This window comes from Oceanimonas baumannii, assembly GCF_002245495.1.
Classification (GTDB): domain Bacteria; phylum Pseudomonadota; class Gammaproteobacteria; order Enterobacterales; family Aeromonadaceae; genus Oceanimonas; species Oceanimonas baumannii.
This window is the reverse complement of record NZ_NQJF01000004.1, coordinates 239877-265639: the sequence shown is the minus strand read 5'-3', so window position 1 is coordinate 265639 and position 25763 is coordinate 239877. Positions and strand designations below refer to the sequence as shown.

The 25763-nt window shown below is 58.2% G+C and carries 20 protein-coding genes; 16 read left to right on the top strand and 4 right to left on the bottom strand.

What is annotated here, in order from left to right; all coding sequences use genetic code 11:
- Positions 1 to 141 precede the first annotated feature (141 nt).
- From B6S09_RS06525 to B6S09_RS06495, 7 genes are all read left to right on the top strand, one after another.
- Positions 142 to 906, top strand: coding sequence for a M48 family metallopeptidase (locus B6S09_RS06525; protein WP_166670259.1), 765 nt, complete (start codon positions 142 to 144; stop codon positions 904 to 906).
- The gene (locus B6S09_RS06520) at positions 906 to 1835 is read left to right on the top strand and encodes an ROK family protein (RefSeq protein ID WP_094277695.1); all 930 of its coding nucleotides are present in this window, start codon (positions 906 to 908) and stop codon (positions 1833 to 1835) included. The genes B6S09_RS06525 and B6S09_RS06520 overlap by 1 nt, the downstream gene beginning before the upstream one ends.
- A 43-nt stretch (positions 1836 to 1878) precedes the next feature.
- Positions 1879 to 2490 (top strand): BamJ family beta-barrel-assembly machinery protein, encoded by a 612-nt coding sequence (gene bamJ, locus B6S09_RS06515; protein WP_094277694.1) that lies wholly within the window; start codon positions 1879 to 1881, stop codon positions 2488 to 2490.
- Between the two features lie 144 nt (positions 2491 to 2634).
- Positions 2635 to 3447: a 4-hydroxy-tetrahydrodipicolinate reductase gene (dapB, locus tag B6S09_RS06510; RefSeq protein WP_094277693.1), complete on the top strand. Its 813-nt coding sequence runs from the start codon at positions 2635 to 2637 to the stop codon at positions 3445 to 3447.
- A 392-nt stretch (positions 3448 to 3839) separates the two neighbouring features.
- The gene (gene carA, locus B6S09_RS06505) at positions 3840 to 4976 is read left to right on the top strand and encodes a glutamine-hydrolyzing carbamoyl-phosphate synthase small subunit (RefSeq protein WP_094277692.1); all 1137 of its coding nucleotides are present in this window, start codon (positions 3840 to 3842) and stop codon (positions 4974 to 4976) included.
- A gap of 16 nt (positions 4977 to 4992) precedes the next feature.
- Positions 4993 to 8220, top strand: coding sequence for a carbamoyl-phosphate synthase large subunit (gene carB, locus B6S09_RS06500; RefSeq protein ID WP_094277691.1), 3228 nt, complete (start codon positions 4993 to 4995; stop codon positions 8218 to 8220).
- Positions 8221 to 8603: 383 nt separating this feature from the next.
- Positions 8604 to 8807 carry a cold-shock protein gene (locus tag B6S09_RS06495; protein ID WP_094277690.1) on the top strand — a complete coding sequence of 68 codons (204 nt, stop codon included), beginning with the start codon at positions 8604 to 8606 and terminating at the stop codon, positions 8805 to 8807.
- A 62-nt stretch (positions 8808 to 8869) separates the two neighbouring features.
- On the opposite strand, the gene ansA is transcribed toward B6S09_RS06495, so the two are convergent.
- Complete coding sequence (ansA, locus tag B6S09_RS06490; protein ID WP_094277689.1) at positions 8870 to 9889, bottom strand: asparaginase; 1020 nt, start codon at positions 9887 to 9889, stop codon at positions 8870 to 8872.
- The gene (sppA, locus tag B6S09_RS06485; protein WP_094277688.1) at positions 9890 to 11725 is read right to left on the bottom strand and encodes a signal peptide peptidase SppA; all 1836 of its coding nucleotides are present in this window, start codon (positions 11723 to 11725) and stop codon (positions 9890 to 9892) included.
- Between the two features lie 183 nt (positions 11726 to 11908).
- Here sppA and B6S09_RS06480 point away from each other — a divergent pair, with 183 nt between their 5' ends.
- Together B6S09_RS06480 and B6S09_RS06475 are read left to right on the top strand one after the other, a co-directional pair.
- Positions 11909 to 13915 (top strand): NADPH-dependent 2,4-dienoyl-CoA reductase, encoded by a 2007-nt coding sequence (locus tag B6S09_RS06480; protein ID WP_094277687.1) that lies wholly within the window; start codon positions 11909 to 11911, stop codon positions 13913 to 13915.
- A 61-nt stretch (positions 13916 to 13976) separates the two neighbouring features.
- Positions 13977 to 14531, top strand: coding sequence for an NAD(P)H nitroreductase (locus B6S09_RS06475; protein WP_094277686.1), 555 nt, complete (start codon positions 13977 to 13979; stop codon positions 14529 to 14531).
- 48 nt (positions 14532 to 14579) lie between these two features.
- On the opposite strand, the gene mobA is transcribed toward B6S09_RS06475, so the two are convergent.
- The gene (mobA, locus tag B6S09_RS06470; RefSeq protein ID WP_094277685.1) at positions 14580 to 15167 is read right to left on the bottom strand and encodes a molybdenum cofactor guanylyltransferase MobA; all 588 of its coding nucleotides are present in this window, start codon (positions 15165 to 15167) and stop codon (positions 14580 to 14582) included.
- Positions 15168 to 15323: 156 nt separating this feature from the next.
- Between mobA and B6S09_RS06465 the strand changes: the two genes are divergently transcribed.
- The 3 genes from B6S09_RS06465 to B6S09_RS06455 all read left to right on the top strand — a co-directional run bounded on the left by B6S09_RS06465 (position 15324) and on the right by B6S09_RS06455 (position 18267).
- The gene (locus B6S09_RS06465) at positions 15324 to 16532 is read left to right on the top strand and encodes a CynX/NimT family MFS transporter (RefSeq protein ID WP_094277684.1); all 1209 of its coding nucleotides are present in this window, start codon (positions 15324 to 15326) and stop codon (positions 16530 to 16532) included.
- A 52-nt stretch (positions 16533 to 16584) separates the two neighbouring features.
- Complete coding sequence (locus B6S09_RS06460) at positions 16585 to 17424, top strand: DNA ligase (protein WP_094277683.1); 840 nt, start codon at positions 16585 to 16587, stop codon at positions 17422 to 17424.
- Positions 17425 to 17487: 63 nt separating this feature from the next.
- On the top strand, positions 17488 to 18267 hold the full coding sequence (locus B6S09_RS06455) for an NRDE family protein (RefSeq protein WP_094277682.1): 780 nt from the start codon (positions 17488 to 17490) through the stop codon (positions 18265 to 18267).
- Positions 18268 to 18343: 76 nt separating this feature from the next.
- On the opposite strand, the gene B6S09_RS06450 is transcribed toward B6S09_RS06455, so the two are convergent.
- Complete coding sequence (locus B6S09_RS06450; RefSeq protein ID WP_094277681.1) at positions 18344 to 19663, bottom strand: purine-cytosine permease family protein; 1320 nt, start codon at positions 19661 to 19663, stop codon at positions 18344 to 18346.
- 325 nt (positions 19664 to 19988) lie between these two features.
- On the opposite strand from B6S09_RS06450, the gene capB reads away from it, so the two are divergent.
- From capB to trhA, 4 genes are all read left to right on the top strand, one after another.
- A complete protein-coding gene (gene capB, locus B6S09_RS06445) occupies positions 19989 to 21728 on the top strand; it encodes a caprolactamase subunit beta (RefSeq protein WP_094277680.1) in 1740 nt (579 codons plus the stop codon).
- Positions 21729 to 21755: 27 nt separating this feature from the next.
- Positions 21756 to 23837 carry a caprolactamase subunit alpha gene (gene capA, locus B6S09_RS06440; protein ID WP_094277679.1) on the top strand — a complete coding sequence of 694 codons (2082 nt, stop codon included), beginning with the start codon at positions 21756 to 21758 and terminating at the stop codon, positions 23835 to 23837.
- 108 nt (positions 23838 to 23945) lie between these two features.
- On the top strand, positions 23946 to 24887 hold the full coding sequence (locus tag B6S09_RS06435) for a helix-turn-helix domain-containing protein (protein ID WP_094277678.1): 942 nt from the start codon (positions 23946 to 23948) through the stop codon (positions 24885 to 24887).
- 218 nt (positions 24888 to 25105) lie between these two features.
- Positions 25106 to 25762, top strand: a complete 657-nt coding sequence (gene trhA / locus B6S09_RS06430; protein WP_094277677.1) for a PAQR family membrane homeostasis protein TrhA — start codon at positions 25106 to 25108, stop codon at positions 25760 to 25762.
- Position 25763 lies beyond the last annotated feature (1 nt).

Sequence of the window (25763 nt, the reverse complement as noted above, 5' to 3'; positions counted from 1 at the left end):
CGTTTGAGGCCGGTCGCAGAGGCCTCGCTTCATATTTGAGCCCTGTTTGTCTTTGATGGCTTGTGTGCGCCGGGAACTATGCTAAAAATGTTCGCCTTTTTGTATTGCCAAGAGGTTTTGCCGGTGCGTGCCATCATTATTATGCTTGCTCTGGGTGTGCTGTCTGCCTGCACTCAGTCTCCCACCGGTCGTAATCAGGTGCTGCTGTTTTCCGAGCACGATATGCAAAGGCTGGGGGAGCAGTCTTTTGCGGACATCAAGGAGCAGGAAAAAATCAGCCGTCATGCTGGCCTTAACCGCCTGGTGCAGTGTGTCACCCGGCAGCTGGTTGCGGAGGTTCCCGGCAATGGTCAGTGGGAAGTGGTGCTGTTTGACTCAAAACAGATAAATGCTTTTGCGCTTCCCGGGGGGAAGGTGGGGGTATATAGCGGGTTGCTCAAGGTGGCAGATACTCAGGATCAACTGGCGGCTGTTATCGGCCATGAGATTGCCCATGTGCTGGCGCAGCACAGTAACGAGCGGGTGTCCCGTACTCAACTGACAAACATTGGCCTCAATGCTGCCGGTGTGGCTTTAGGGCAGTCTGGAATGCGTGAGCCGGCCATGGCGGCACTGGGCCTGGGGGTACAGGTGGGTTACCTGCTGCCTTATGGGCGAGAGCAGGAAGCCGAGGCCGATCGCCTTGGTCTGCAGCTGATGGCCAGAGCCGGGTTTGATCCACAGCAGGCTATTACTCTGTGGCGTAATATGGCCGCGGCCGGATCCGGCAGTCAGCCACCGGAAATATTGTCGACTCATCCGTCTCATGGCACCCGAATCGAAGGACTGTCGGGTTTGCTGCCTGAGGCAAACAACCTTTATATGCAAGCCCGAGCCCGCGGCGTACAACCGGCCTGTAATTACTGATGCGCTACGGATTCGATATTGGCGGAACCAAAATTGCCTTTGCCGTTTATAACGAACAGCTCACCTTGCTTGAGTCTGAGGTGTATGCCACCCCCGCACACGATTATGACGCTTTTCTGGCACTGATCACCCGCTTGGTTTTGCAGGCCGATGCCCGGTTTGGCTCGCAGGCGAATGTAGGACTGGGCTTTCCCGGGGTGCTGGACGGGCGGGGGAATATACTGGCGCCGAATGTGCCGGCCATACATGGCCGAGATCTGTTATCCGATCTGCAACAACGGCTGAACCGCGCGGTATATGGCGATAATGACGCCAACTGTTTTTTGTTGTCGGAATATCATGGCGGGGCGGTCTCCGGCAGCCAGCTGGCGCTGGGGCTGACGCTGGGGACTGGCATGGGCGGGGCATTGATTTACGAAGGACGTCTGGTAAACAGTGACCGTGCCGGCTGTGGTGAGTTTGGTCATGGGCCGGTGGGAGCCGATGTACTGCTCCGTCATCCGGGTTTACCTCTCTATCCCTGCGGCTGTGGCCGTATTGCCTGTCTGGAAACCTATGTATCCGGCACCGGTCTGGCCCGGTTGTACCGTCACTTTGGCGGGCATGAGTGTGACGGTAAGGCTATTATTGCGGCCTGGCTGCGGGGCGAAACCGAAGCGAAATGCTGTATGGACACTTATTTCGATGTGCTGGGGGCAGGGCTGGGTACCTTGATGACCCAGCTCGATCCCGATGCTGTGGTGTTGGGCGGCAGCCTGGGCGAGACAACCTGGCTGCATGAGGCTCTGGCTGAGCGCCTGCCGGCATATATGATGAAGGGTATCGAGCCGGCTCCGGTGCGGCCACCGGTATTCGGTGGTGCGGGCGGAGTGCGGGGGGCGGCATTATTGGCCGGGCAGCCGGATTTGCCGTTCAGCTCACCGGTGTAATTTGTTAGCATTGGGTTTTGCACCTAAAAACAGAGGGAATTCCATGTCGTCTTACGAGACAGTAGAACAGAAAGCCAGCTATGGCATCGGCCGTCAGATTGGTGATCAACTGGCCCAGCAGCCGTTTGAAGGGCTGAATATTGCCGCCGTACAGCAAGGTCTGGCTGACTCCCTCAACGGTGAAGATTTCGCCGTATCGCGGGAAGACATCAATGCCGCCTTTGGTGTGATCACCGAGCGCATGAAGGCCGAGCAGGCGTCCCAGTCCGCCAAGGCTAAAGAAGAAGAAGAAGCTTTCCTGGCCAGCAACGTCGCCCGTGACGAAGTGCAGCAGACCGAGTCCGGCCTGCAGTACGAAGTACTGACCGTTGGTGAAGGTGCCACACCTGCCGCCACCGACACCGTGCGTGTTCACTACCACGGGACCTTTGTAGATGGTTCCGTGTTTGACAGCTCCGTGCTGCGCGGTGAGCCGGCCCAGTTCCCGGTAAACGGTGTGATCAAGGGCTGGGTTGAAGCCCTGCAGATGATGCCGGTTGGCTCCAAGTGGAAGTTGTTCGTACCTCATCACCTGGCCTACGGTGAGCAGGGTGCCGGCTCCATTCCGCCGTGCTCCACTCTGGTATTTGAAGTAGAGCTGCTTGAGATCGCCTGATCCAGCGCAGTCTGAAAAAAACCGGCAGCTGCCGGTTTTTTTATGGGCGCTTTCTGGTCTGTTACAATTTGCAAGGCATGACCATTCTGGCAAACTGCACAGCATTCATATCATCACGCATAGCTACAGATAAGGAAATACAAAATGAGCAATCCGGTTCGTATTGCCATTGCCGGTTGTAACGGCCGCATGGGTAAGGTTCTAATTGAGTCCGTTACCAACAATGCCGGGGTGGTGCTGACCGCTGCCATTGAGCATGCCGGCTCCAGCGTATTGGGTGCTGATGCCGGCGAGCTGGCCAATGTGGGCCGGCTCAATGTCCCGGTCACTGCCAGCCTGGCCGATGTGATTGATAACGTCGACGTTATCATCGACTTCACTCGTCCGGAAGCCACCCTGGCCAATATCGCCCTGGCACAGGAGCACGGCAAGCGGCTGGTGATCGGCACGACCGGTTTCACCGATGAGCAAAAGGCCGAGATCCAGGCCGCCACCACCAGCACCGCCATGGTGATGGCCTCCAACTACAGTGTAGGGGTTAACCTGGTGTTCAAGCTGCTGGAACAGGCCGCCAAGGTGATGGGCGATTATACCGACATCGAAATTATTGAAGCGCACCACCGTCACAAGGTGGATGCACCGTCTGGTACCGCGCTCAGCATGGGTGAGGTGATCGCTGATACGCTCGGGCGTGATCTCAAGCAATGTGCTGTATACGGCCGTGAAGGCATTACCGGTGAGCGGGATCCGAACACCATTGGCTTTGCTACCATTCGTGCCGGTGATGTGGTGGGCGAGCACACCGCCCTGTTTGCGGATATCGGTGAGCGGGTGGAGATTACCCACAAGGCGTCCAACCGGCTGACCTTCGCTAATGGTGCTGTGCGTGCTGCGGCCTGGATTGCGGCCCAGCCTTCCGGTTTGTTTGATATGCAGGATGTGTTGGGACTGAAATAATCAAAAATACTGTTTGTCGTTCATACCGGCCTCGAAAAGGTCGGTATGATTTCTATTTTAAATTTTATTGTCCGTTGATTTAATTTAATTTTTTCTTATTTTTTGTTTTTATCATGATACTTTTCATCTGATGTGATGAAGCCGTTGTTTTTGTGATTCTTTTCTATCCCCTCGTTTCTTCTATGCATATATCCTGAATACTTATGCTGATGGCGATCGATTTTTAGACTTTCGATGTTTTGTAACACGAAAAAGTTTGTCGAAAACGGCGCATCCGGATAAAATAAACAGAATTTGCCCAGTATTAGCCGAGATGCAGTAAATTTTTTTTGCCTGTACCTCGGGACAGCCAGGTAAATTGTTGATTTATAAGAATTAACTTGGAGGTTGTCTTGAATTACTCAGCGCTGCTCGTATTGGAAGATGGCTCGGTCTTCCGCGGTACAGCCATTGGCGCCGACGGTTGTGCCGTTGGTGAGGTGGTATTCAACACGTCAATGACGGGATACCAGGAAATCCTTACCGACCCATCCTACGCACGCCAGATCGTCACGCTCACTTATCCTCATATAGGCAATACCGGCACTAACGCCGAAGACGAAGAGTCCGACCGGGTTCACGCCCAAGGGCTGATTATCCGCGATCTTCCGCTGATCGCCTCCAACTTCCGCAATCAGCGCACTCTGTCTGACTATCTCAAGGCTCACAACATAGTGGGTATTGCCGATATCGATACTCGTAAGCTGACCCGTATTCTGCGTGAAAAAGGCTCTCTGGCCGGTTGTGTGCTGGCTGGTACCAGCCTGGATGAAGCCAAGGCACTGGCCGAAGCCAAGGGCTTCCCCGGTCTCAAGGGCATGGATCTGGCTAAAGAAGTGACCACTGCCGCCGCCTATGAATGGCGTGAAGGCAGCTGGGAGTTGGGCTCTGGCCACCGCCAGCCCACTGACGCCGAACTGCCCTATCATGTAGTGGCCTACGACTTCGGTGCCAAGCGTAACATTCTGCGCATGCTGGTAGACCGCGGTTGCCGCCTGACCGTGGTGCCGGCTAAAACCCCGGCTGCCGACGTGCTGGCAATGAAGCCGGACGGTATCTTCCTGTCCAACGGCCCCGGCGACCCCGAGCCTTGTGATTACGCCATCGAAGCCATCAGGACCTTCCTGGAAACCGACATTCCGGTGTTCGGCATTTGCCTTGGGCACCAGTTGCTGGGTCTGGCCAGTGGTGCCAAAACCGTGAAAATGGGCCATGGCCACCACGGTGCCAACCACCCGGTGAAAGATCTGGATCGCAACGTGGTGATGATTACCTCCCAGAACCACGGTTTTGCGGTCGACGGCAATACCCTGCCCGAGAACCTGCGAGCTACCCATGTGTCGCTGTTCGACGGCACGCTGCAGGGTATTCATCGTACCGACAAGCCGGCGTTTTCCTTCCAGGGGCACCCGGAAGCGAGCCCGGGCCCTCATGAGGCAGCCAACCTGTTCGATCACTTTATCGAACTGATCAAGAAATACCGCGCATAAGGAGTAGGGTAGAGTCATGCCAAAACGTACAGACATACAGAGCATTCTGATCCTGGGCGCAGGCCCCATCGTGATCGGCCAGGCCTGTGAATTCGACTACTCCGGTGCCCAGGCCTGTAAGGCCCTCCGCGAAGAAGGCTATCGCGTCATTCTGGTGAACTCCAACCCGGCCACCATTATGACCGATCCGGAGATGGCCGATGCCACCTACATCGAGCCTATCGACTGGCAGGTGGTGCGCAAAATCATCGAGAAGGAGCGTCCGGATGCGGTACTGCCCACCATGGGTGGTCAGACCGCGCTGAACTGCGCTCTGGAGCTGGAAAAGCACGGTGTACTGGAAGAGTTCGGTGTGGAAATGATCGGCGCTACCGCCGATGCCATCGACAAGGCCGAAGACCGTTACCGCTTCGACAAGGCGATGAAGAGCATTGGTCTGGAATGCCCCCGTGCCGGTATCGCCCACAACATGGACGAAGCCTACGGCGTGCTGGATGAAGTGGGTTTTCCCTGCATCATCCGCCCCAGCTTTACCATGGGCGGCACCGGCGGCGGCATCGCCTACAACCGGGAAGAATTTGAAGAAATTTGTACCCGTGGTCTGGATTTGTCGCCGACCAACGAGCTGCTGATTGACGAATCCCTGATCGGCTGGAAAGAGTACGAGATGGAAGTGGTGCGGGATCGCAACGACAACTGCATCATCGTGTGTGCCATCGAAAACTTCGACGCCATGGGCGTGCATACCGGTGACTCCATCACAGTCGCTCCGGCTCAGACCTTGACCGACAAGGAATACCAGCTGATGCGCAACGCCTCCATGGCGGTGCTGCGTGAAATCGGTGTGGAAACCGGCGGCTCCAACGTACAGTTTGGCGTTAACCCGAAAGACGGCCGCATGGTTATCATCGAGATGAACCCGCGTGTATCCCGCTCTTCCGCCCTGGCGTCCAAGGCCACTGGTTTCCCCATCGCCAAAATTGCCGCCAAGCTGGCCATCGGTTACACCCTGGATGAGCTGCAGAACGACATCACCGGTGGTCTTACCCCGGCGTCCTTCGAACCGGCCATCGACTATGTGGTTACCAAGATCCCGCGCTTCAACTTCGAGAAGTTTGCCGGTGCCAACGATCGCCTGACCACCCAGATGAAGTCCGTGGGTGAAGTTATGGCCATTGGCCGTAACTTCCAGGAATCGGTACAGAAGGCCCTGCGTGGCCTGGAAACCGGCATGAACGGTCTTGACCCCGTGGTTGACCTGAACGATCCGGAAAGCCTGTCCCGCATTCGTCATGAGTTGCAGGATCCGGGTGCCGAGCGCATCTGGTACATCGCCGATGCGTTCCGTGCCGGCATGAGTGTGGACGGTGTGTTCAAGCTGACCAACGTTGACCGCTGGTTCCTGGTACAGCTGGAAGAGCTGGTGCAGCTGGAAGAGCAGGTCAAGGAAGTGGGCCTGGCCGGCCTGAACGCCGATTTCCTGCGCGCTCTCAAGCGCAAGGGCTTTGCCGATGCGCGTCTGGGCAAGCTGCTGGGCGTGGCCGAAGGCGAAGTGCGCAAACTGCGTCACCGCCATGAAATCTTCCCGGTGTACAAGCGGGTGGATACCTGTGCCGCCGAGTTCGCTACCAACACTGCCTACATGTACTCCAGTTACGACGAAGAGTGCGAGGCCAATCCGTCCGACAAGGATAAGATCATCGTACTGGGTGGCGGCCCCAACCGTATCGGTCAGGGCATCGAGTTCGACTACTGCTGTGTACACGCCTCACTGGCGCTGCGCGAAGACGGTTACGAGACCATCATGGTCAACTGTAACCCGGAAACCGTGTCTACCGACTATGATACTTCTGACCGTCTCTACTTCGAGCCGGTCACTCTGGAAGACGTACTTGAAATCGTGCGCGTAGAGCAGCCCAAGGGTGTGATCGTGCAGTACGGCGGTCAGACCCCGCTGAAACTGGCCCGGGCCCTGGAAGCGGCTGGTGTGCCCATTATTGGCACCAGCCCCGACGCCATCGACCGCGCCGAAGACCGTGAGCGGTTCCAGCAGGCAGTAGACCGCCTGGGCCTCAAGCAGCCCCAGAACGCGACCGTGACTGCCCTGGATCAGGCGGTAAACCTGGCCGTGGATATCGGTTACCCGCTGGTGGTACGTCCGTCCTACGTACTGGGCGGTCGGGCCATGGAAATCGTTTATGACGAGCAGGATCTGCGTCGTTACTTCAACGAAGCGGTGAGCGTGTCCAACGAATCGCCGGTACTGCTGGATCGTTTCCTGGATGATGCCACCGAGGTGGATATCGACGCGATCTGCGACGGCAAGGACGTGGTTATCGGCGGCATCATGGAGCACATCGAGCAGGCCGGCGTTCACTCCGGTGACTCCGGTTGCTCGCTGCCGCCCTACACCCTGAGCCAGTCCATTCAGGACGAGATGCGCGAACAGGTGCGCAAGCTGGCCCTGGAACTGGGCGTGGTGGGTCTGATGAACGTGCAGTTCGCGGTCAAGGGCAGCGACATTTACCTCATCGAGGTTAACCCCCGTGCCGCCCGTACCGTGCCCTTTGTGTCCAAGGCCACCGGCGTGCCCCTGGCCAAGGTGGCTGCCCGAGCCATGGCCGGCAAGTCTCTGGTTGAGCAGGGTGTGACCGAGGAAATTATTCCGCCTTATTACTCCGTCAAGGAAGTGGTGCTGCCGTTCAACAAGTTCCCCGGCGTTGACCCGCTGCTGGGTCCGGAAATGCGTTCCACCGGTGAAGTCATGGGCGTGGGTGAAACCTTCGCCGCCGCCTTTGGCAAGGCTCATCTGGGTGCTGGCAAGGCAGTGCCGAAGGAAGGCCGTGCCCTGCTGTCCGTGCGTCACAGCGACAAGCAGCGGGTGGTTGACCTGGCCGCCAGCCTGATTGAGGCCGGTTATCAGATTGACGCCACTCACGGCACCGCCGTGGTACTCGGTGAAGCCAACATCAACCCGCGTCTGGTGAACAAGGTTCACGAAGGTCGTCCTCATATTCTTGATCGCATCAAGAACAACGAGTACACCTATATCGTGAATACCGCCGAGGGTCGTCAGGCCATCGAGGACTCCCGTCAGCTGCGCCGCGGCGCCCTGGCGCAGAAGCTGTCCTACACCACCACCCTGAACGGGGCTTTTGCCACCGTCATGGCGATGGCGCACGACGCGACCGAGTCGGTGATTTCCGTACAGGAAATGCATGCCCGGGTGGCTGAAGGCAAATAAGCCATTCGTCCACACTACGGTTAAAAGGCGCCTCAGGGCGCCTTTTTAATAACTACAGTGTCTGAAGCCATGCTGATAGTTGGCCAAAGGAGCCATTTCCTGACGTGTTTTTGGCCCCTTCATGGTGGGTAAACGAGCAGGAAGCGGTATCAGCCAGAACTTGCCGCCACTATGCTGTATAAAAAACACTCAAATCTTTGTCGATAGTGTTTGACGCGCTCTCTCAACTGCCGTAGAGTACACCTCAGCAAGATTCTCAAGTCAGTGCAGCATCAGTACATTGTTGGTCCCTTTCGGTTCTTCAGTTTCCAGGCTTCCCTTATTTGATATTTATTGCGTCTTCGAGCATTTGCTCATTCATATGTTTAAAAAGGTAAGTACACATGGCTACTGGCACTGTAAAATGGTTCAACGAAGAGAAAGGTTTTGGTTTCATCACTCCGGCTGACGGCGGCAAAGATCTGTTTGCCCACTTCTCCGCGATTGTTGGCGACGGTTTCAAAACTCTGGCCGAAGGTCAGCAGGTATCCTACACCGCCACTCAAGGCGCCAAGGGTCCTCAGGCATCCGAGATCAAGGTGCTGTAATCGACTTACACCGTCGATTTTCTTAAAAAACCCGCTTCGGCGGGTTTTTTTGTATCGGCTGTTCAGCTTGCTGTTGGTGTCAGTTCGCCGCGCAGGCTTTGTCCCATCAGCGTTCTTATTTTGTCGGACGGCAGTGCTTTGCTCAGCAGGTAATGCAGTTTGGTCAGTGCCGCTTCCGTGGTCATGTCATAACCCGAAATGACCCCGGCGTCGGCCAAGGCCTTGCCGGTGGCGTAACCTTCCATGTTGACCGAGCCGCGCAAACACTGGGTGAGGTTGACGATGATCACACCCCGGGCTGAGGCCTCGGTGAGCAGGCTCAGCATGGCCTCGTTCTGGGGCGCATTGCCCACCCCGTAAGACAGCAGCAGCAGGGCCTTGACCGGCTGGCGCAGCAGATTGGCAATGACTTCGGCGCTGATCCCGGGATAAAGGGTGACCACGCCAATGGGTTGAGGCGTGATCGGGCTGACTGTCAGCGGCTTGCCACAGCCCTGGCTGAGGGTACCGGCGTCAAGGCTGATATGTATGCCGGCGTTAAGCAAGGGGGGGAAGTTGGGCGAGTCAAAGGCGTTGAAGCCGTCGGCATGCACCTTGCTGGCCCGGTTGCCCCGGTAGAGCCGGTTATTGAAAAACAGCCCGACCTCATGAATAGGGTACTCGGCGGCGATATAGAGGGCGTTAAGCAGGTTGTTGCGGCCGTCGGAGCGTAGCTCCACCAAGGGAATCTGGGAGCCGGTGACAATGACTGGCTTGTCCAGATCCTCAAGCATGAACGACAGCGCCGAGGCGGTAAAGGCCATGGTGTCGGTGCCGTGCAGCACCACGAAGCCGTCGTACTCATGGTAATGGGCACGAATGTCGTCGGCGATACGCTGCCAGTCGGCCGGGGTCATGTCCGATGAATCAATCAATGGATCATATTCACTGATGTGATAGGCCGGCATTTCCGGGCGGTGCAACTCAGGAGTCGCAGCCAGGCTGTTGGTCATAAAGCCCGCCAGGGGCACATAGCCCTTGGCGGATTTCTGCATTCCAATGGTCCCGCCGGTGTAGGCAATATAGATTTTTTTTCGGCTCACTTAAAACTCCTGGCATTCTACGCACAGCACATACTGGCCGCGAATGTCGTTAAAACGGGACAGGGTGTCCAGCTCTTTGCTCAGTTGTTCGCCAGCCGGACGCAGTACTTCAGGCAGGGTGCTTTGCAGCAGGGTGCCGGTATCAATGTTGGAGTCCAGTAGTTGCGACATCAGCAGTTCCTTAGGAGAGCGGGGCAATTGCACCGGCTTGATCCGGTATTCATTGATGCCGGCAAGTTCGGCAGCCCCGGCCAGGGCATCTTCCAGATAACCCAGCTCGTCCACCAGTCCGAGGGCCTGTGCATCGGTACCGGTCCACACATGTCCCTGCGCCGCCGCTTCAACCTGTTTCGGCTCCAGTTCACGCCCGTTGGCGACCAGCGTGACGAATTGATCGTAAGTGTGCTCTACGCCAAGCTGGATAAGCTCCTGTGCATGCTCGGGCAGGCCGGTGGTCAGCCCTGCTCCGACAAAGTCGGTGGTGCCCACACCATCGGTATTCAGCCCCAGTTTTTTCAGGGCATCTTCAAAGGTAAGAAACAGGCCAAACACACCAATGGAGCCGGTGAGGGTGGTGGGGGAGGCATAGATTCTATCGGCGTCGGCAGCAATCCAGTATCCGCCCGAGGCGGCCGTGCTGCCCATGGATACCACCAGCGGTTTGCCGCTTTCCTTGAAGCGCAGCAGAGCCGCACGAATTTGTTCGGCCGCAAAGGCGCTGCCGCCCGGGCTGTCGATGCGCAGCACCAGTGCATTCAGTTCGTTGTCTTTACGGGCACGGTCAATTAACTGGGAAAGCAGCTCGTCATTGATGGTATTGGGGGCCGGCTCGCCGCCCATGATCGCGCCGCTGGCAGTGATCAGGCCAATGGCCGGGGCCGTATTTTGCTCGGTGGGGCGGTGCGCCAGATAATGACTGACGCTCAGGCTCTGATAGGTGCCGGCACCATGATCCCAGCCCGCCACCTGGCCTATCTGCTTCAGCATGTCGTGGCGGCTGGCCAGCTTGTCTACCAGCCCCTGCTCCAGGGCATAGCGGGCCGGATCACCACCTACGGCACGAAAACGGCTCAGCAACAGTTCCTTGCCCGGGCTGATATGATCGGCGGGAATATCGCGCAAGGTGCTGACATTATCTTGGTAATGCTGCCACAGCTGGCCCAGCCAGCGCAGGGCATCTTCCCGGCTTTCAGCAGACATATCGTCCCGCAGATAGGGCTCTACAAAGGATTTGTAAGTGCCGACCCGGAACACATGGGGGGTGATATCAAAGCGTTCAAAGGCGGACTTGTAATGCAGCCGGTAGACCCCCAGCCCCTGAATGGTGACGGCACCGGCCGGGTTCAGCCAGATTTCATCGGCATGGGCGGCCAGATAATATTGCCCCTGGGTGTAATAGTCACCGATGGCATACACCGGCTTGCCCGATGTTTTAAAACTTTCCAGGGCGGCACCGATTTCATCCAGCTTGGTGAGGCTGGATTCACTCATGTTCTGCAGCTTTAGCACCACCGCCTTGATGCTGTTATCGTGACGGGCGGACGCCAGCGCACTTTTAATCTGCTCAAGGGTCAGCGGAGGTGGGGCGTCGTCACCGGCCAGCCACTTATTGACCAGCAGACGCGGGCTGCTGTGCAGATCCTGCTCCAGCACCGGGCCATTGATATCCAGGGTCAGGGCTGCGGTGGCAGGTAGGGCCGGAACCTCATCTTCACTGAAAAACAGAATAAACAGTGCAAACAGGCCGAGCAGAAAAAACAAATTAACAATCAGGGCGCGAAATACGCTCAGTACGCGTCCGAGCGTGCGAAATATCCACTTAATGGCAGACCACATAGCAGAGCCTTAAACAAGAGGGTCGAATCCGTCCATTATGGCGTCAGCATGTGCACAATGCTATGACCGGCTGTGGCATTCGAAGGTCGCTTCACGAAAAAAGCAAGTTAAACGCTTGTTTGAAAAATACGCCTGTATCTCCTAATTTGATGGTGTCGTTGTGTCATTGCCCGAGAGCCTTGTATGTCCGATTTTCCTCATTTGCTGGCCCCGCTGGATCTGGGCTTTACCACCCTGAAAAACCGGGTGATCATGGGCTCCATGCACACCGGACTGGAAGAGGCCCGGGGAGGTTTTGACAAGCTGACTGCGTTTTACCGGCAGCGTGCCGAGGGAGGAGTGGGGCTGATTATTACCGGTGGCATTGCTCCCAGTCTGCGTGGACGGCTTACTCCCAGCGGGGCCCAGTTAAGTTTTTTCTGGCAGAAACAACGTCACCGCAAGCTGACGCAGGCTGTGCATGAGGCCGGCGGTAAAATTGCGCTGCAAATACTGCATGCCGGTCGTTATGCTTTTCATCCGTTTGCCGAAGCCCCCACCGCCGGCAAGGCACCTATAGGCCGGTTTGACGCCCGTGCTATGAGCGGACGCCGTATTCGCCGCTGTATTACCGATTTTGCGCAGACCGCAGCACTGGCGCAGCAAGCCGGTTATGACGGTGTGGAGATTATGGGCTCGGAAGGGTATCTCATTAATCAGTTTTTGTGCCCGCGTACCAATAACAGAGACGATGACTGGGGGGGCAGCAGTGCTAACCGCCGGCGGCTGGCGCTGGAGATTGTGCGTGCCGTACGGGGACGAGTGGGGCAGCATTTCATTGTTATCTTCCGTTTGTCCATGCTCGATCTGGTGGAGCACGGCTCCACTCTGGAAGAAGTGATCACACTGGGGCTGGCGCTGGAGCAGGCCGGCGTCACACTCATTAACACCGGTATCGGCTGGCATGAGGCGCGTATTCCCACCATTGCCACCAGTGTACCGAGAGCCGCATTCAGCTGGATCACAGAGCGGGTAAAAAAAGAACTGAGCGTGCCGGTGGTGGCCACCAATCGCATCAATACGCCGGAGGTAGCGGAATCTATCCTGGCCTCGGGCCAGGCGGATCTGGTGTGTCTGGCCCGCCCCTTTCTGGCGGATGCCGGCTTTGTGGCCAAGGCAGAAGCCGGCACGCCGGAACGCATCAATACCTGCATTGCCTGTAATCAGGCCTGTCTGGATCAGGTATTCCAGGGGCAGCGGGCGACCTGTCTGGTCAATCCTTTTGCCTGTTATGAAACCGAACTGGTGAGCAGGCCCGCCGCCCGGCCCAAGTGGCTGGCTGTGGTCGGGGCCGGTCCGGCGGGACTGGCATTTGCCTGCACTGCTGCCGAACGGGGCCACAGGGTGACGCTGTTTGAGCAACGCCCGGAGATTGGTGGCCAGTTCAATTTTGCCCTTCGTATTCCCGGCAAGGCGGAATTTGCCGAGACCCTGCGTTATTTTCGTTATCGCCTGAATGCTGCGGGTGTCACGCTGAGACTGAACACGCAGGCGACCGTCGATATGCTGGCAGGCTTTGATGATGTGATCCTGGCATCGGGCGTGCGCCCGCGGATGCCGGACATTGACGGAATGGATCATCACAGTGTGGTGAGTTATTCCCGGGTTTTAAGCGGTGAGGTGACTCCCGGAGGCCGGGTTGCCATTATCGGTGCCGGTGGCATTGGTGTGGATATGGCACAGTTTCTGGTTGCTGCAGAGGAGCCGTTGCTGCAGGACTGGCTGGCTCAATGGGGAATTGACCGTGCGTATCAGGAGCCGGGAGCACTGATGTTACCTCACCTGCCCAAGGCGGCACGGCAGGTGTGGTTGCTGCAGCGTAAGCCGGGCGAGCCCGGACGGGGGCAGGGAAAAACGACCGGCTGGATACATAAAGCCGGGCTGCGCCAATATGGTGTGCACTTGTGGGGCGGGATACGTTATTCCCATATCGATGATGACGGCCTGCATATCAGACGCAATGGAGAGTCGGAGTGTCTGGCTGTGGATCATATTGTCCTGTGTGCTGGTCAGGAGTCTGAGCGGGGATTACTGGCAGTGCTGGAGCAGGCCGGTATGACCGTACATTTGATCGGCGGAGCTGAGGTCGCCGCAGAGCTGGATGCCCGTCGCGCCATACGCAGCGGCACCATGCTTGCGCTGAGGTTGTAGAAGGCTTTATGCCCGGGGCGCGGGCTGCTAAGGTAGCGCGGTCTCAAAACAGGAGAAAACAATGGACGCACAGGAACTGTTACTGAATCGCCACTCCAACCCCCGCCTGATTGAACCGGCCCCGGCCGGCGAACAGCTGGACATGCTGTTTCGTGCCGCCCTGCGCGCGCCGGATCATGCCGGCCTGACTCCCTGGGAATTTATTGTCTTTGAAGGCGAACAGCGCCGGGCTCTGGGTGATGTGCTTGCTGCTGCCGCCGCTGCTCAGGGAGAAACCGAAGATGCCATTAACAAGGCCCGGAATGCGCCGTTGCGGGCTCCGATGGTGATTACTGTGGTCGCCAAGGTAAAAGCGCACGACAAGGTGCCACGCCTGGAGCAGGAGCTGTCAGCGGGCTGTGCCCTGATGGCCATGCAGATGGCGGCTCAGAGCATGGGCTTCAACGGCATCTGGCGTACCGGCTGGTTTGCCTTTGATCGGGGTGTGCATCAGAGCCTGGGGCTGAATGAACAGGATCAAATCGTGGGCTTTTTATACCTTGGCACGCCTGAAGTCGAAGTACGCCGTCTGCCCGAGCGGGATCCGGCGCAGTTTGTACGTTATTTCGGCCGCTAAGCAAAAGGGATAAAGGCCATGTTACTTTAATGGCCTTTATCCTTCTTTTTATCCCCCTCTGCTTTCCAGTTCCAGCAGCGCCTGGGGCGTGTTCAGGTTGTCAAACGCGTCAGCCTCATCACTGAAATCTACCGTTATCAAGCGGTGGCGCTCATACCACAGCTGCAGCTTGCGATCCCCGCCATCCAGATAGTTGCATAACGAGGGCAGCAATGACTGATGAATAAGGGCTGTGGCGGTATGCAGCCGGGCGCCATCATCCACTACGGCGATATCATCGTGTCGGTGCACGGCGGCACACAGGCGGGCGGCCAGGTCGTCCGGCACCAGCGGGCTGTCGCAGGGCACAAATAATACCCATTCACTGGGAGCGTGGTTCAGTCCGGCCTGAAACCCGGCCAGTGGCCCGGCAAAATGATAGTCATCGTCGGGAATAACGGGAGCCAGGCCCCGGTAATGTTCCAGGTTACGGTTGGCGTTAATCAGCACCTGTCCCACCTGGGGTGTCAGCCGCCCGAGCAGGTGGCTGACCAGTGGCTGGCCCCACAGGGGCAGAAGCCCCTTGTCGGCACCCTGCATGCGCAGGCCTCGGCCACCAGCCAGGATCACGGCAGTAATATGTCGGGGATCGAGCATTATCCATTCCAGTTAAATGATTTTATTATGAATTTTAACCTGCCAGAGTATAAATCGTGAGTATCAGAGTCACACTACCGGGACATTTTAATGACTTGAGCCCCGGCATTATCACTTTTACCATGAGTGGCTTGTCATCAATAAGGTATAACAATAATGAGCACTCCCTCTGTTGCCGATGATCCCTTTTACGGGCGTCCTTTTGTTTCTGCTATGGCTGTCATGGCATTGCTGCTGGCGGCGGCCAATCTGCGTGGTGGTCTGGTGGTGGTCGGCCCGCTGGTGGAGCAAATCCGGGCCGGCCTGAACATCAGTGCCGGTGCCTTCAGTCTGCTGACCACCTTGCCCCTTATCTGTTTTGGCATTATTTCCTTGTGTGTGCCGGCGCTGTCCCGGCGCTGGGCACCTCAGACACTGGCCATCGGCGGTTTGCTGCTCATCAGCCTGGGTGTCATGCTGCGGCTGGTAGACAGCTTCGTGGTGGTCCTGCTGGGCACCTTGTTTCTGGGGGCAGCGATTGCCCTGCTTAATGTATTGATCCCGGGGCTGGTCAAGGCATTCTTTCCGCGCCGGGTCGGATTGATGACCGGCCTGTATTCCGTCACGCTCAGCATGGGTGCCGGCCTGGGGGTGTATCTGGCGGTGCCATTGCTGGAGCGGTTCGGTCACTGGCATTATCCGGTGGCGCTGTGGGCATTGCTGCCGGTTATTTGCGCGCTGTTCTGGCTGCCGATGCTCAGGGTAAAAGGAGTTGGGCGGCCGGCCCACCCGGTTAAAGTGAGCCTGTGGCGGGATAAAATGGCCTGGGCCATTACTTTTTACATGGGGCTACAGTCATTTTATTTTTATTCCATGGCCACCTGGCTGCCTAAAATTCTGCTGGAGAGCGGACTGGACGCCAACGAGGCGGGAACGGCCACCGCGTTGATCAATCTGGTGAGCATTCCGTTTAACTTTCTGGTGCCGATCATGGCGGCGCGACTGGCCAGCCAGCACCGTCTGGTGCTGGGTGTTTTTCTTGCCTCTTTTCTGGGTGTCGCCGGACTTTGGTGGCAACCGGCCGCAGCTCCTCTGCTTTGGGCCTCGCTGATCGGGGTGGGCTGTGGCGGCTCCCTCAGCCTGGCATTGTCATTTTTCGTATTGCGGGCGACGAATACCGCACAGGCCACGGCGCTTTCGGCCATGGCTCAGAGCATTGGTTATCTGCTGGCGGCCGCCGGGCCAGCAGTCCTTGGCCTCATGCGGGACTGGGAAGGTGCCTGGCAAACGGCCTTGATATTGATGCTGGCACTGCAGCTGTTGCAACTCGGATGTGGGTGGTTTGCTGCCCGGCCGGTGAAGGTGGTGCCGGATCAGGACAAATAATGCGCTTTGTTGTTAACCGGCTAGACTTTTCCGGATAACAAAGGAGCACACGATGAAAATGGTTTCCCTGGTATTGCCACTGCTGTGGCTGACGCCGTCGCTGCCGGTACTGGCAGCAGAGCCGCCGCTGCAACTGGCGGCAGAATATGCCCCGCATCATCATCCGGCTGAGTATCTGGTCAGTGAAAAGCTTGATGGGGTGCGGGCATGGTGGAATGGCCGTGAGCTGATATCCCGCAGTGGCCATGTCTTTGCGGTGCCGGACTGGTTTGTGGCGGACTTTCCCGGTACTCCTCTGGACGGTGAGCTCTGGCTGGGGCGGGGCCGGTTTGCCGAGCTGTCGGCGGCGGTGCGCCGTTATCAGCCGGTTGAGCGGGAATGGCGTGATATCCGTTTTATGGTGTTTGACCTGCCTGCCAGCACATTGCCTTTTGAGCAGCGCGCGGCCTTGCTCGAGCAACAGCTGGCGGCACTGAAGGTGCCCTGGCTGCAATGGGTGGAACAACACCGGGTGGCGGATGCTGCGGCGCTGGCCATCCTGCTCGAACAGGTGACGGAGCAGGGTGGAGAAGGCCTGATGTTACGCCACCGCACCAGCAGCTATCAGTCCGGACGAAACCAGGACTTGCTTAAGCTCAAGCAATTCCAGGATGCCGAAGCCACCGTGCTGGCGCACTTGCCGGGGCAGGGGAAATATGCCGGTATGATGGGCGCCTTGCTGGTAGAAACAGACGATGGGCGTCGTTTTAAACTGGGCACCGGTTTCAGCGATGAACAACGGCGCAATCCGCCGCCCCCGGGTTCGCAGGTAACGTACCGTTATCGCGGTGAAACGGCGACCGGTCTGCCCCGGTTTGCCAGCTTCTGGCGGGTACGTGCCGATGCGCCCTGACACTGGAGTAAGCGAGGGCAGCGGAGTAAGGTGGGGGCAGGTAGATGAATGAGGAGTCCGGTTTTGTGTTTGATTGCCCTTGACTGGCAACCCGCCAGCGGCCGCTTGCTGGTTTTGGCCAACCGGGATGAATTTTACGCCCGTCCCACGGCGGCCGCCGGCTGGTGGCCGGTGCAGCCCGGGCTCTGGGCCGGGCGGGATCTGCAAGCTGGAGGTACCTGGCTGGGTATTACCCTGCTCGGGCGTTTTGCGGCACTGACCAATGTGCGTCAGGGAGCACCACAAACCGGACGGCGTAGCCGGGGAGAGCTGGTGACCGGTTTTCTGACTGGTAAGCAGTCTCCCGCTGGTTATCTGCAGCAGGTGCTGGCCAGGGGAGAGGATTATGCCGGTTTTAACCTGCTGGTAGGGGATCTGCTCAGCAGTGAGCTGTATTACGGTGGCAACCGTCCCGGCGGTGAGCCGCGTGTGCTGAGCGCCGGTGTGCACGGCCTCTCCAATGCCGTGCTGAATACCCCCTGGCCCAAGACCGAGCAGCTCAAACACGGGCTGGCCAGGTTTGCTGCCCTTGATGACGGTACCGCACTGGCCTTGCTGAGCGATACCTCGCCGGTGCCGGATCATGCCCTTCCCCGCACCGGTGTCAGCCTGGCGCTGGAGCGCCGGCTGTCGCCTGTATTTATTTCCGGTGATGATTACGGCACCCGGGCTCAGACGGTGTTGCGCATTGAACAGGGACAGGTACGTGTGCTGGAGCAGAGCCGTGGACGGCAAGGGCGATTACTCGGTATCCGGCAGGCCGGGTGGCGGTTGCGGGAAAGGGAATGTGCTGTTCATGATTAATCGGAGGCAGGAAGTGCTTCCCGGTGAGGGGGAGTCATGCCGGGGGAGCGGCATGACTCCACCCGGCGCGTAGGTATCAGTCTCCGGTCAGGACCGGCGCAGGCTGATAGCGGGTGAACAGCCGGTAGCAGACGAAGGCACCAAGGAAGGTGACCGGAGCCGACCAGGCGGCAAAGGGTTCACCTGCTTCCATGCAGGCCACGCCCAGGCCGGCCGCCACCAGCCAGGCACTGATGCCGGCCTTGTGCAGACGCGGCGCACTTTCTTCATGACACAGCGGATGGGGCTCAAAGCGAATATGGCTGAGGGCCAGTCCGACCCAGGCCACTACCAGAATGCCCTGATAGGCCAGTGCCTGCAGAATGAAAGAGAACACGTCGGTCAGCATCAGCAGATAGACAATAGCGCCCACCAGTACTCCGCAAGCCAGCTTGGGCAGCCGCAGGCCACTGGCCTTTTCCACAAAGCTCTGCAGATTTACCGTGGCCAGGTAGAAGTTGGCGGTATTTATCCGGGTCTGGCTGACCCACACAAAGGCCAGGCCCCAGAAGCCCATCAGCTTGAGCAGCGCCAGCACCACGGACACCTCGGTCACCGGACCGTCGGTGGGAATGCTGGCGGCCAGAAAGATGCCGGCCATGCCGTTAAGTACAAAGGTGAACAGGTAAAACGGCAGCCCGAAGTTGATGGTGGCATGGTAGCCGCTGTCTTCTTTGCGGCCCAGGCGGGCATAATCGTAGGTGTACATCATCAGGATCCACACCCCCATAAAGGTGGTGAAGCAGCGCCACCAGCCGTCGGCGGGGGCGCCACCTTCCGGCCCGAGTTCCAGCCAGGCGTGGCTGTAGCCATATTCGTTCAGCGCCATCAGCACGGCGGCGGCCAGGCCAATCAGATAAAAGGGCAGTAACAGGCCGTTGAGCTTGTCCAGCCACCGTTGCACGCTGCCCAACACCAGCGGCACGCTGTACAGCACCACCAGCAGGTAGGCCTGATTCAGGCTGAGGGAGGGAAAGTATCCCTGAATGGCCACGGCGATCACCGAGCCTTCAAATACCCCGTAGTAGAGTGCGGTGGCGAAAAAAATCAGCGTGGCCAGGGCAGCCCCCGAGCGCCCCAGCAGGGTCTGGGAGAACAGCCCCACTGACAGGCCGGTGCTGATGGCATGGCGTACCAGCACGCCGTTAATCAGGGCATAACAGAAGGCGGACAGCGCCAGCCCCGCCAGGGTATTCAGGGTACCGTAGTTGATGGCCAGGGTAGCCGCGACCACCAGCCAGAACATGGCACTGCACACTGACCACCAGGCCATGGTCAGGCCAAAGCGGGGCATGCGTGCTGAAGAAGGGACTGGACTGCGGGTAAAGTCGGGATCCGGACTGGACAGGTTTGCCATGGTGAAGCTCCTTTTCGTGGCTGTTTGGGTTTAACGTTTGTTAACACCTTGTTATTAGTGCGCAGCTTAAAAGAAACCGTTAGTCACATACTTGCACCAAGGTGCCCCCGTTTTTGTGTTTCCGTGCACCAGAGAGCCGGTACTGTCGCCGCCATTCTCTGGTGTCGTGATGGCGCGGTGACGGTATGGTTGCGCTGTCAGGCAAAAGCTGGTGCGCCCAGCGTCAATTCGGGTGGGGATTGTCACTTTTATACTGGCGCTGTAAACGAGTTGTAACTGCTTGTTAACGACCCAGTTCAGCCAGTCATAAAACGGAAGGTAGACAATGGCCACACATGTAGATCCAATCACCCTGGCGGTGGTGCGCGGAGCGCTTGAAACCACCCAGCGGGAAATGACCCTCACTCTGGAAAAAACCGGCCGCTCCAGCGTGTTCAACCTGGCCCATGATTACAGTAACGCCCTGTTCGATCATTTTCCCGAGATGATCCTGCAAGGTCAGGATATCCCCATTCACCTGGGCTCACTGATCCCGGCGATGAAGGCGGTCGCCGAGCATTTTGGTGACGACATTCACGAAGGTGATGTCATCTATCACAACGACCCGGCGTACAAGGGCAGCCATATTCTTGACTGCTGTATGTATAAACCTGTGTTTTATCAGGGCGAGCTGGTGTTCTGGACGGTGTGTAAGGGCCACCTGACCGACATCGGCGGCCCTGTGCCCGCCGGCTACAACCCGGATGCCAAGGAAATTTACGCCGAGGGGCTGCGTATCCCTCCGGTGAAGCTGTGGGAAAAAGGCAAGCGCCGGGATGATGTGATCAACCTGCTGCTGACCAACATGCGCGCCCGTCGGGATCAGGAAGGTGATATCAACGCCCAGTTCGGTGCCTGTCGGGTGGGTGAGCGCAACCTGATGGCGCTGCTCGACAAGTACGGGGTGGCCACGGTGCAGGCCTGTATCGCCGAGCTGAAGGACATGGCCGATCGCCAGATGCGCACCCTGGTGCGAGAGGTACCGGACGGTGTTTACCGGGGCAGCGCCGTGCTGGAAGATGCTGGCCATGGCTTTGGTGAGATGGAGATCACCAGCACTATTACGGTGAGCGGAGATCAATTGCATATCGAAGTACAAAGCCCGCCTCAGATCCCTTACTTTATCAACTCCTACGAGGGCAACTCGCTCTCCGGTGTTTATCTGGGACTGATGATGTTTGCCCAGCTGCCACCGCCTTACAACGAGGGTTTGTACCGTTGTGTCACCGTGGATCTGGGAGCCAAAGGCACCTTGTGTAATGCGGTGGAACCGGCACCTCACGTGAACTGTACCACCACCCCGATGGAAACCCTGACCGATGCGGTTCGTATGGCGTTGGAGCAGGCGGCACCCGAGCGGGTGACGGCATCCTGGGGTCATGCCAGTGGCATTAATATTGCCGGTATTGATCCGCGCAGTGGCGAGCAATACGTCACCATGGTACTGGCCTCCATTATCTCTGGTGCCGGTGCCACTCAGGTGATGGACGGCTGGCATGCGGTGGGGCCGCTGTGCTGCTTTGGGGCGCTCAGCTCCGGCGATATTGAACTGCTGGAATACTCCTATCCCATCATTATTCACCGTTACGGGCTGGAGCAGGACAGCGGCGGGGCTGGTAAGTACCGGGGCGGTTCAGGCACCGCCTGGGAAGTGGAGCCCAGAGGTCACGACATGCAGGTGATCGCCTTTGGTGAAGGCCGGCAAATTCCTACCATGGGTGCGGCGGGAGCCGAAAACCGGCTGCTGGAGCCCAAGCTCGGCAAGCTGGTGGTTTCCCGGCCCGGTGACCAGCAGGTACACAAGCACAACACCATGCTCACCATCAAACCCGGCGAACGGGTCACCAACATCAATCCGGGTGGCGGCGGTTATGGCCCGGCCTTTGAGCGGGACCCGAATGCGGTACTGGAAGACGTGCGCAACGGCCTGGTATCGCGGGAAGCGGCTGAGCTGGAATATGGCGTGGCGCTTAACCCCGACTGTCTGAGTGTGAACTGGGCGGACACCGAGCGCCTGCGTGGCTGAACTCATTAACTGGTAAGGAAACTGATTATGCGTAGCAAATATCGTCTGGGCGTGGATGCCGGCGGCACTTTTACCGACTTTGTACTGGCAGAAAATGACGGCCGCATTCGTGTGTTCAAGAGCCCGTCCACCCCGGAAGACGGCACCATTGCCATTCGCCATGGCCTGGGACAGATTGCCGAAGCCCTTAACAAGCCGGTGAGCCAGATAGTGCAGGAGTGCGATCTGTGCATCAACGGTACCACGGTGGCGCTGAACGCCCTGATTGAGAAAAAAGGGGTCAAGGTGGGCCTGCTGTGCAGCAGTGGCCATGAAGACAGTATCGAGATCCGCCTGGGCCACAAGGAAGAGGGATACCGTTATGAAGCGGATTTCCCGCCGGCTCATATGATAGTGCCACGGCATTTGCGCCGGGGTATCGGCGGCCGTTTCCTGGCCGATGGCACCGAGCACTCTCCGCTGGATGAGCAGCAGATCCGCGAGGCGATTGCCTATTTCAAGGAACAGGAAGTGGAGAGTGTGGCCATTTCCTTTGTCTGGGCGGTGCGCAATCCGGCCCATGAGCGTCGTGCCAAGGAGCTGGTAGAAGAGCTGCTGCCCGGGGTGTTCGTCTGCACCGGCAGTGAGGTCTATCCGCAGATCCGGGAATACACCCGTACTTCCACCACTATCGTTAATGCCTACCTGAGTCCGGTCATGCGCCGTTATGTGGAACGTATTGACGACTACTTCAAGAGTCTGGGGGCCCGTTATCCGGTGCGTTACTTCCAGTCCAACGGTGGTCTGGCCATTGGTGAGGCCATGCAAGGGCGGGCGGTGAATGCCATCAACTCGGGGCCGGCTTCGGCACCCCAGGCGGGACTCTATGTCGCGCAGCCTTTCGGCATTGAAAACGTGATCACCGTGGACATGGGGGGCACCTCGTTCGATATTACCCTCACCAAGGACAGTCATACCAACCTGAGCAAGGATATCGACTTCCTGCGTTACCGTATCGGCGTGCCCATGATCCAGGTGGAAACCCTGGGGGCCGGTGGTGGTTCCATCTGTCAGGTGGATGAATATGGCATGTTGCAGGTGGGCCCGGAGAGCGCCGGTGCCACGCCCGGTCCGGTGTGCTACGGCAAGGGCGGTACCCGCCCGACGGTAACCGATGCCAACCTGGTGCTGGGTTATCTGAACCCGGATGCCGTACTGGGCGGCACCATCCGGCTGAACCGGGAAGCAGCCTGGCAGGCGGTGAAAAAACATGTGGCCGATCCGCTCGGCATCAGTGTGGAAAAGGCCGCCTACGGCATCAGCACTATTGTTAACCTCAACATGGTTAACGGTATCCGCAGAGTGTCCATCGAACGGGGCTATGATCCGCGTGACTTCGCTCTGGTGTGCGCCGGCGGTGCCGCCGGTATGCACATTACTGCACTGGCCGAGGAGATCGGCAGCCGTACCGTGCTGGTGCCCAAGGTCGCCTCGGTATTCTGTGCCTTCGGTCAGATTATTTCAGATGTGCGCTACAACTATCTGGCTTCGGAGCCCATGCCTATCCACCGGGAGGCGGATCTGTCCACCCTCAACGGCCGTTTTCATGATCTGGAGCGCCAGGGCACCGAACACCTGCTGGCTGACGGCTTCCAGCTCGGTGATATCAGCCTGAGCCGCAGTGTGGAAATGCGCTATCAGGGCCAGATCCACGAGTGTCCGGTGGAGATCCCCGGTGGCGAGATCACCCCGGAAACGGTAGAGACCATGCTGGAGGCCTTCCACCGTCGCCACGAGGAGCTGTATACCTACAGCGAGCCGGGTAACCCGGTAGAGCTGGTAAACATCGAATCGACTCTGACCGGGCGGGTGAGCAAGCCACCGGTGCAGCAGCTTGCTGCCGCGGGCAAGACCCTGCCTGATGCCCTGATTGGCCACCGGCCCATGCTGTTCGATACTGAAGGCCACTGGATTGAAACCGGCGTGTACAGTGGTGAGCGGCTGGACGTAGGGCTGGAAATCATGGGCCCGGCGGTGGTGGAAGAGCCCACCACCAATATTGTGGTGCGTCCGGGCTGGTGCCTGGTGCTGGAGTCCAATAACTGTTACCGCTTGACCCGCATGAGCTAGGCTTATTCCTTAGTCACATGGGTCTTGTGATTGCCGCCGGTCCGGGTTTACCATGGGCCGGCGGTTTTTTGACCGGACCAGACGCAATGGACTTGCCAAGGAGCGATCATGCATTCATGCCATCTGACCAACCTGCTGCCGGTACAGGAGCGGCAGGATTACTGGCGTGGGGTGATAGGAAACACCTATTTTGATTTGGCCCTGCGCTTTACCGAGCAGCAGCATTTTTACGGCCAGCTGTGGCGTTGGGATGTAGCCCCCTTCGGCATTTCCTTTCTCAGTACCTCGCCCACCTGTTACCGCCGGCTCAAGCAGCATATTAACCAGCATGAAGACCATCATTTTCTGATCACCATTCCCGAAAGACACGAAGTGCACTTCAGCCAGGAGCGGCGTAGTGTTCGCTGCCGGCCTGGCGGATTTATTCTGGAACGCAGTGACAAGCCGTATGAATTTGAATACGGCCGGGACAACAGCTTATGGGTTGTTCGGGTACCCGGCTCGCTGTTGCGGGCCCGGCTGCGGCTGCCCGAGCGTTATCTGTTCAGTGAATTTGATCGCAGCCAGGGTTTGGGGGCGGTGTTTTTCGACTATTTTCGCAGCATTACCAACCAGGTAGCCTATCTGGATGATCGGCAGGCGGCGGTGCTGATGCGCCAGTTGATCGAACTGTTCGCCCTGGCGGTGGAAGGGGATCCCCGCGCTATTTCCAGTGATGACAGCAGTCTGCGCCAGGTGCATCTGCATCGGGTAGAGCAGTACATTCGTGAGCACATGCGCGAGCCCGGGTTAAACCCCGAGCAAGTAGCCGCCGCCTGTGGTATTTCCACCCGTTATCTGCACAAGTTGTTTCAGGGGCAGGAATTCAGCGTTAGTCAGTGGATCCGTGAAATGCGCCTGCAGGGTGCCGAGGCGGAGATCCACGCCGCCGGCCCTGGCCGCACTCTGGCCGATATCGCCTACAAGTGGGGTTTTAACGATCAGGCCCACTTCTGCCGTTGCTTTAAGGCCCGCTTCGGCATGACCCCCAGGGCGGCCCGGCGAGGCTAGTACGATCTCGCTGTCCATTGCCTTGACCAAGGGCTGGAGTGGTACATTAGGCCATCAGAGGTGTACCTAATACACGCATTGTACGTGATCGGTGCTGGCGGATGTATCCTGAGTGCATGAGCCTGGTTCCGGCGCTATGCTAAACAAGGCTGGCGTGTTTTTTCAGGCATTCTGCATCGACCAGCACTGGCATTTGGCCAGCCGCGCAGGTAACCAACATGTTCTTATCAGGCCCCAATCCATCGCGCGAGCAGTCACCTGTTGAAGAACTGGCAAACAGTATCAGTCATGCTCTGGCGCTCGCCGCTATGGTGTTGGGCACTCCCTGGCTGATTATAAACAAGGTGCGTTACGGCAGTGTGGCCGATGTGGTGGGCGCCAGTGTCTTTGCCTCTACGGCCATGTTGCTGTATTTCTCCTCGGCGCTTTATCACTTGCTGCCTCCGGGCGGAGTTAAGCGGATGTGCCGGCGTATTGAGCATGCTGCAATTTTTCTGCTTATCGCCGGTACCTACACTCCGTTTACCCTGGGGGTGCTGCGGGGCACCAGGGGCTGGCTCCTGTTCGGAGTAATCTGGGGGATGGCGGCTGCCGGTATTGTGCTGAATATGATGGCAAAACGCCCTCATCCAGTGGTAGCCACCGGTCTTTATCTGGTAATGGGATGGTTGATTGTGCTGGCCGCCAGGCCGTTGTTGTCAGCCCTGTCTGCACCGGGTCTATTTTGGCTTGCGGGCGGCGGTCTGTTCTACACCCTGGGCGTGGTGTTTTTTGCCACTGATGCCAGGCTGCGCTTTGGCCATTTCATCTGGCACCTCTTTGTGATGGGGGGCACCCTGTGCCATTACTTTGCGATCCTGTGGTATGCGAGCTGAG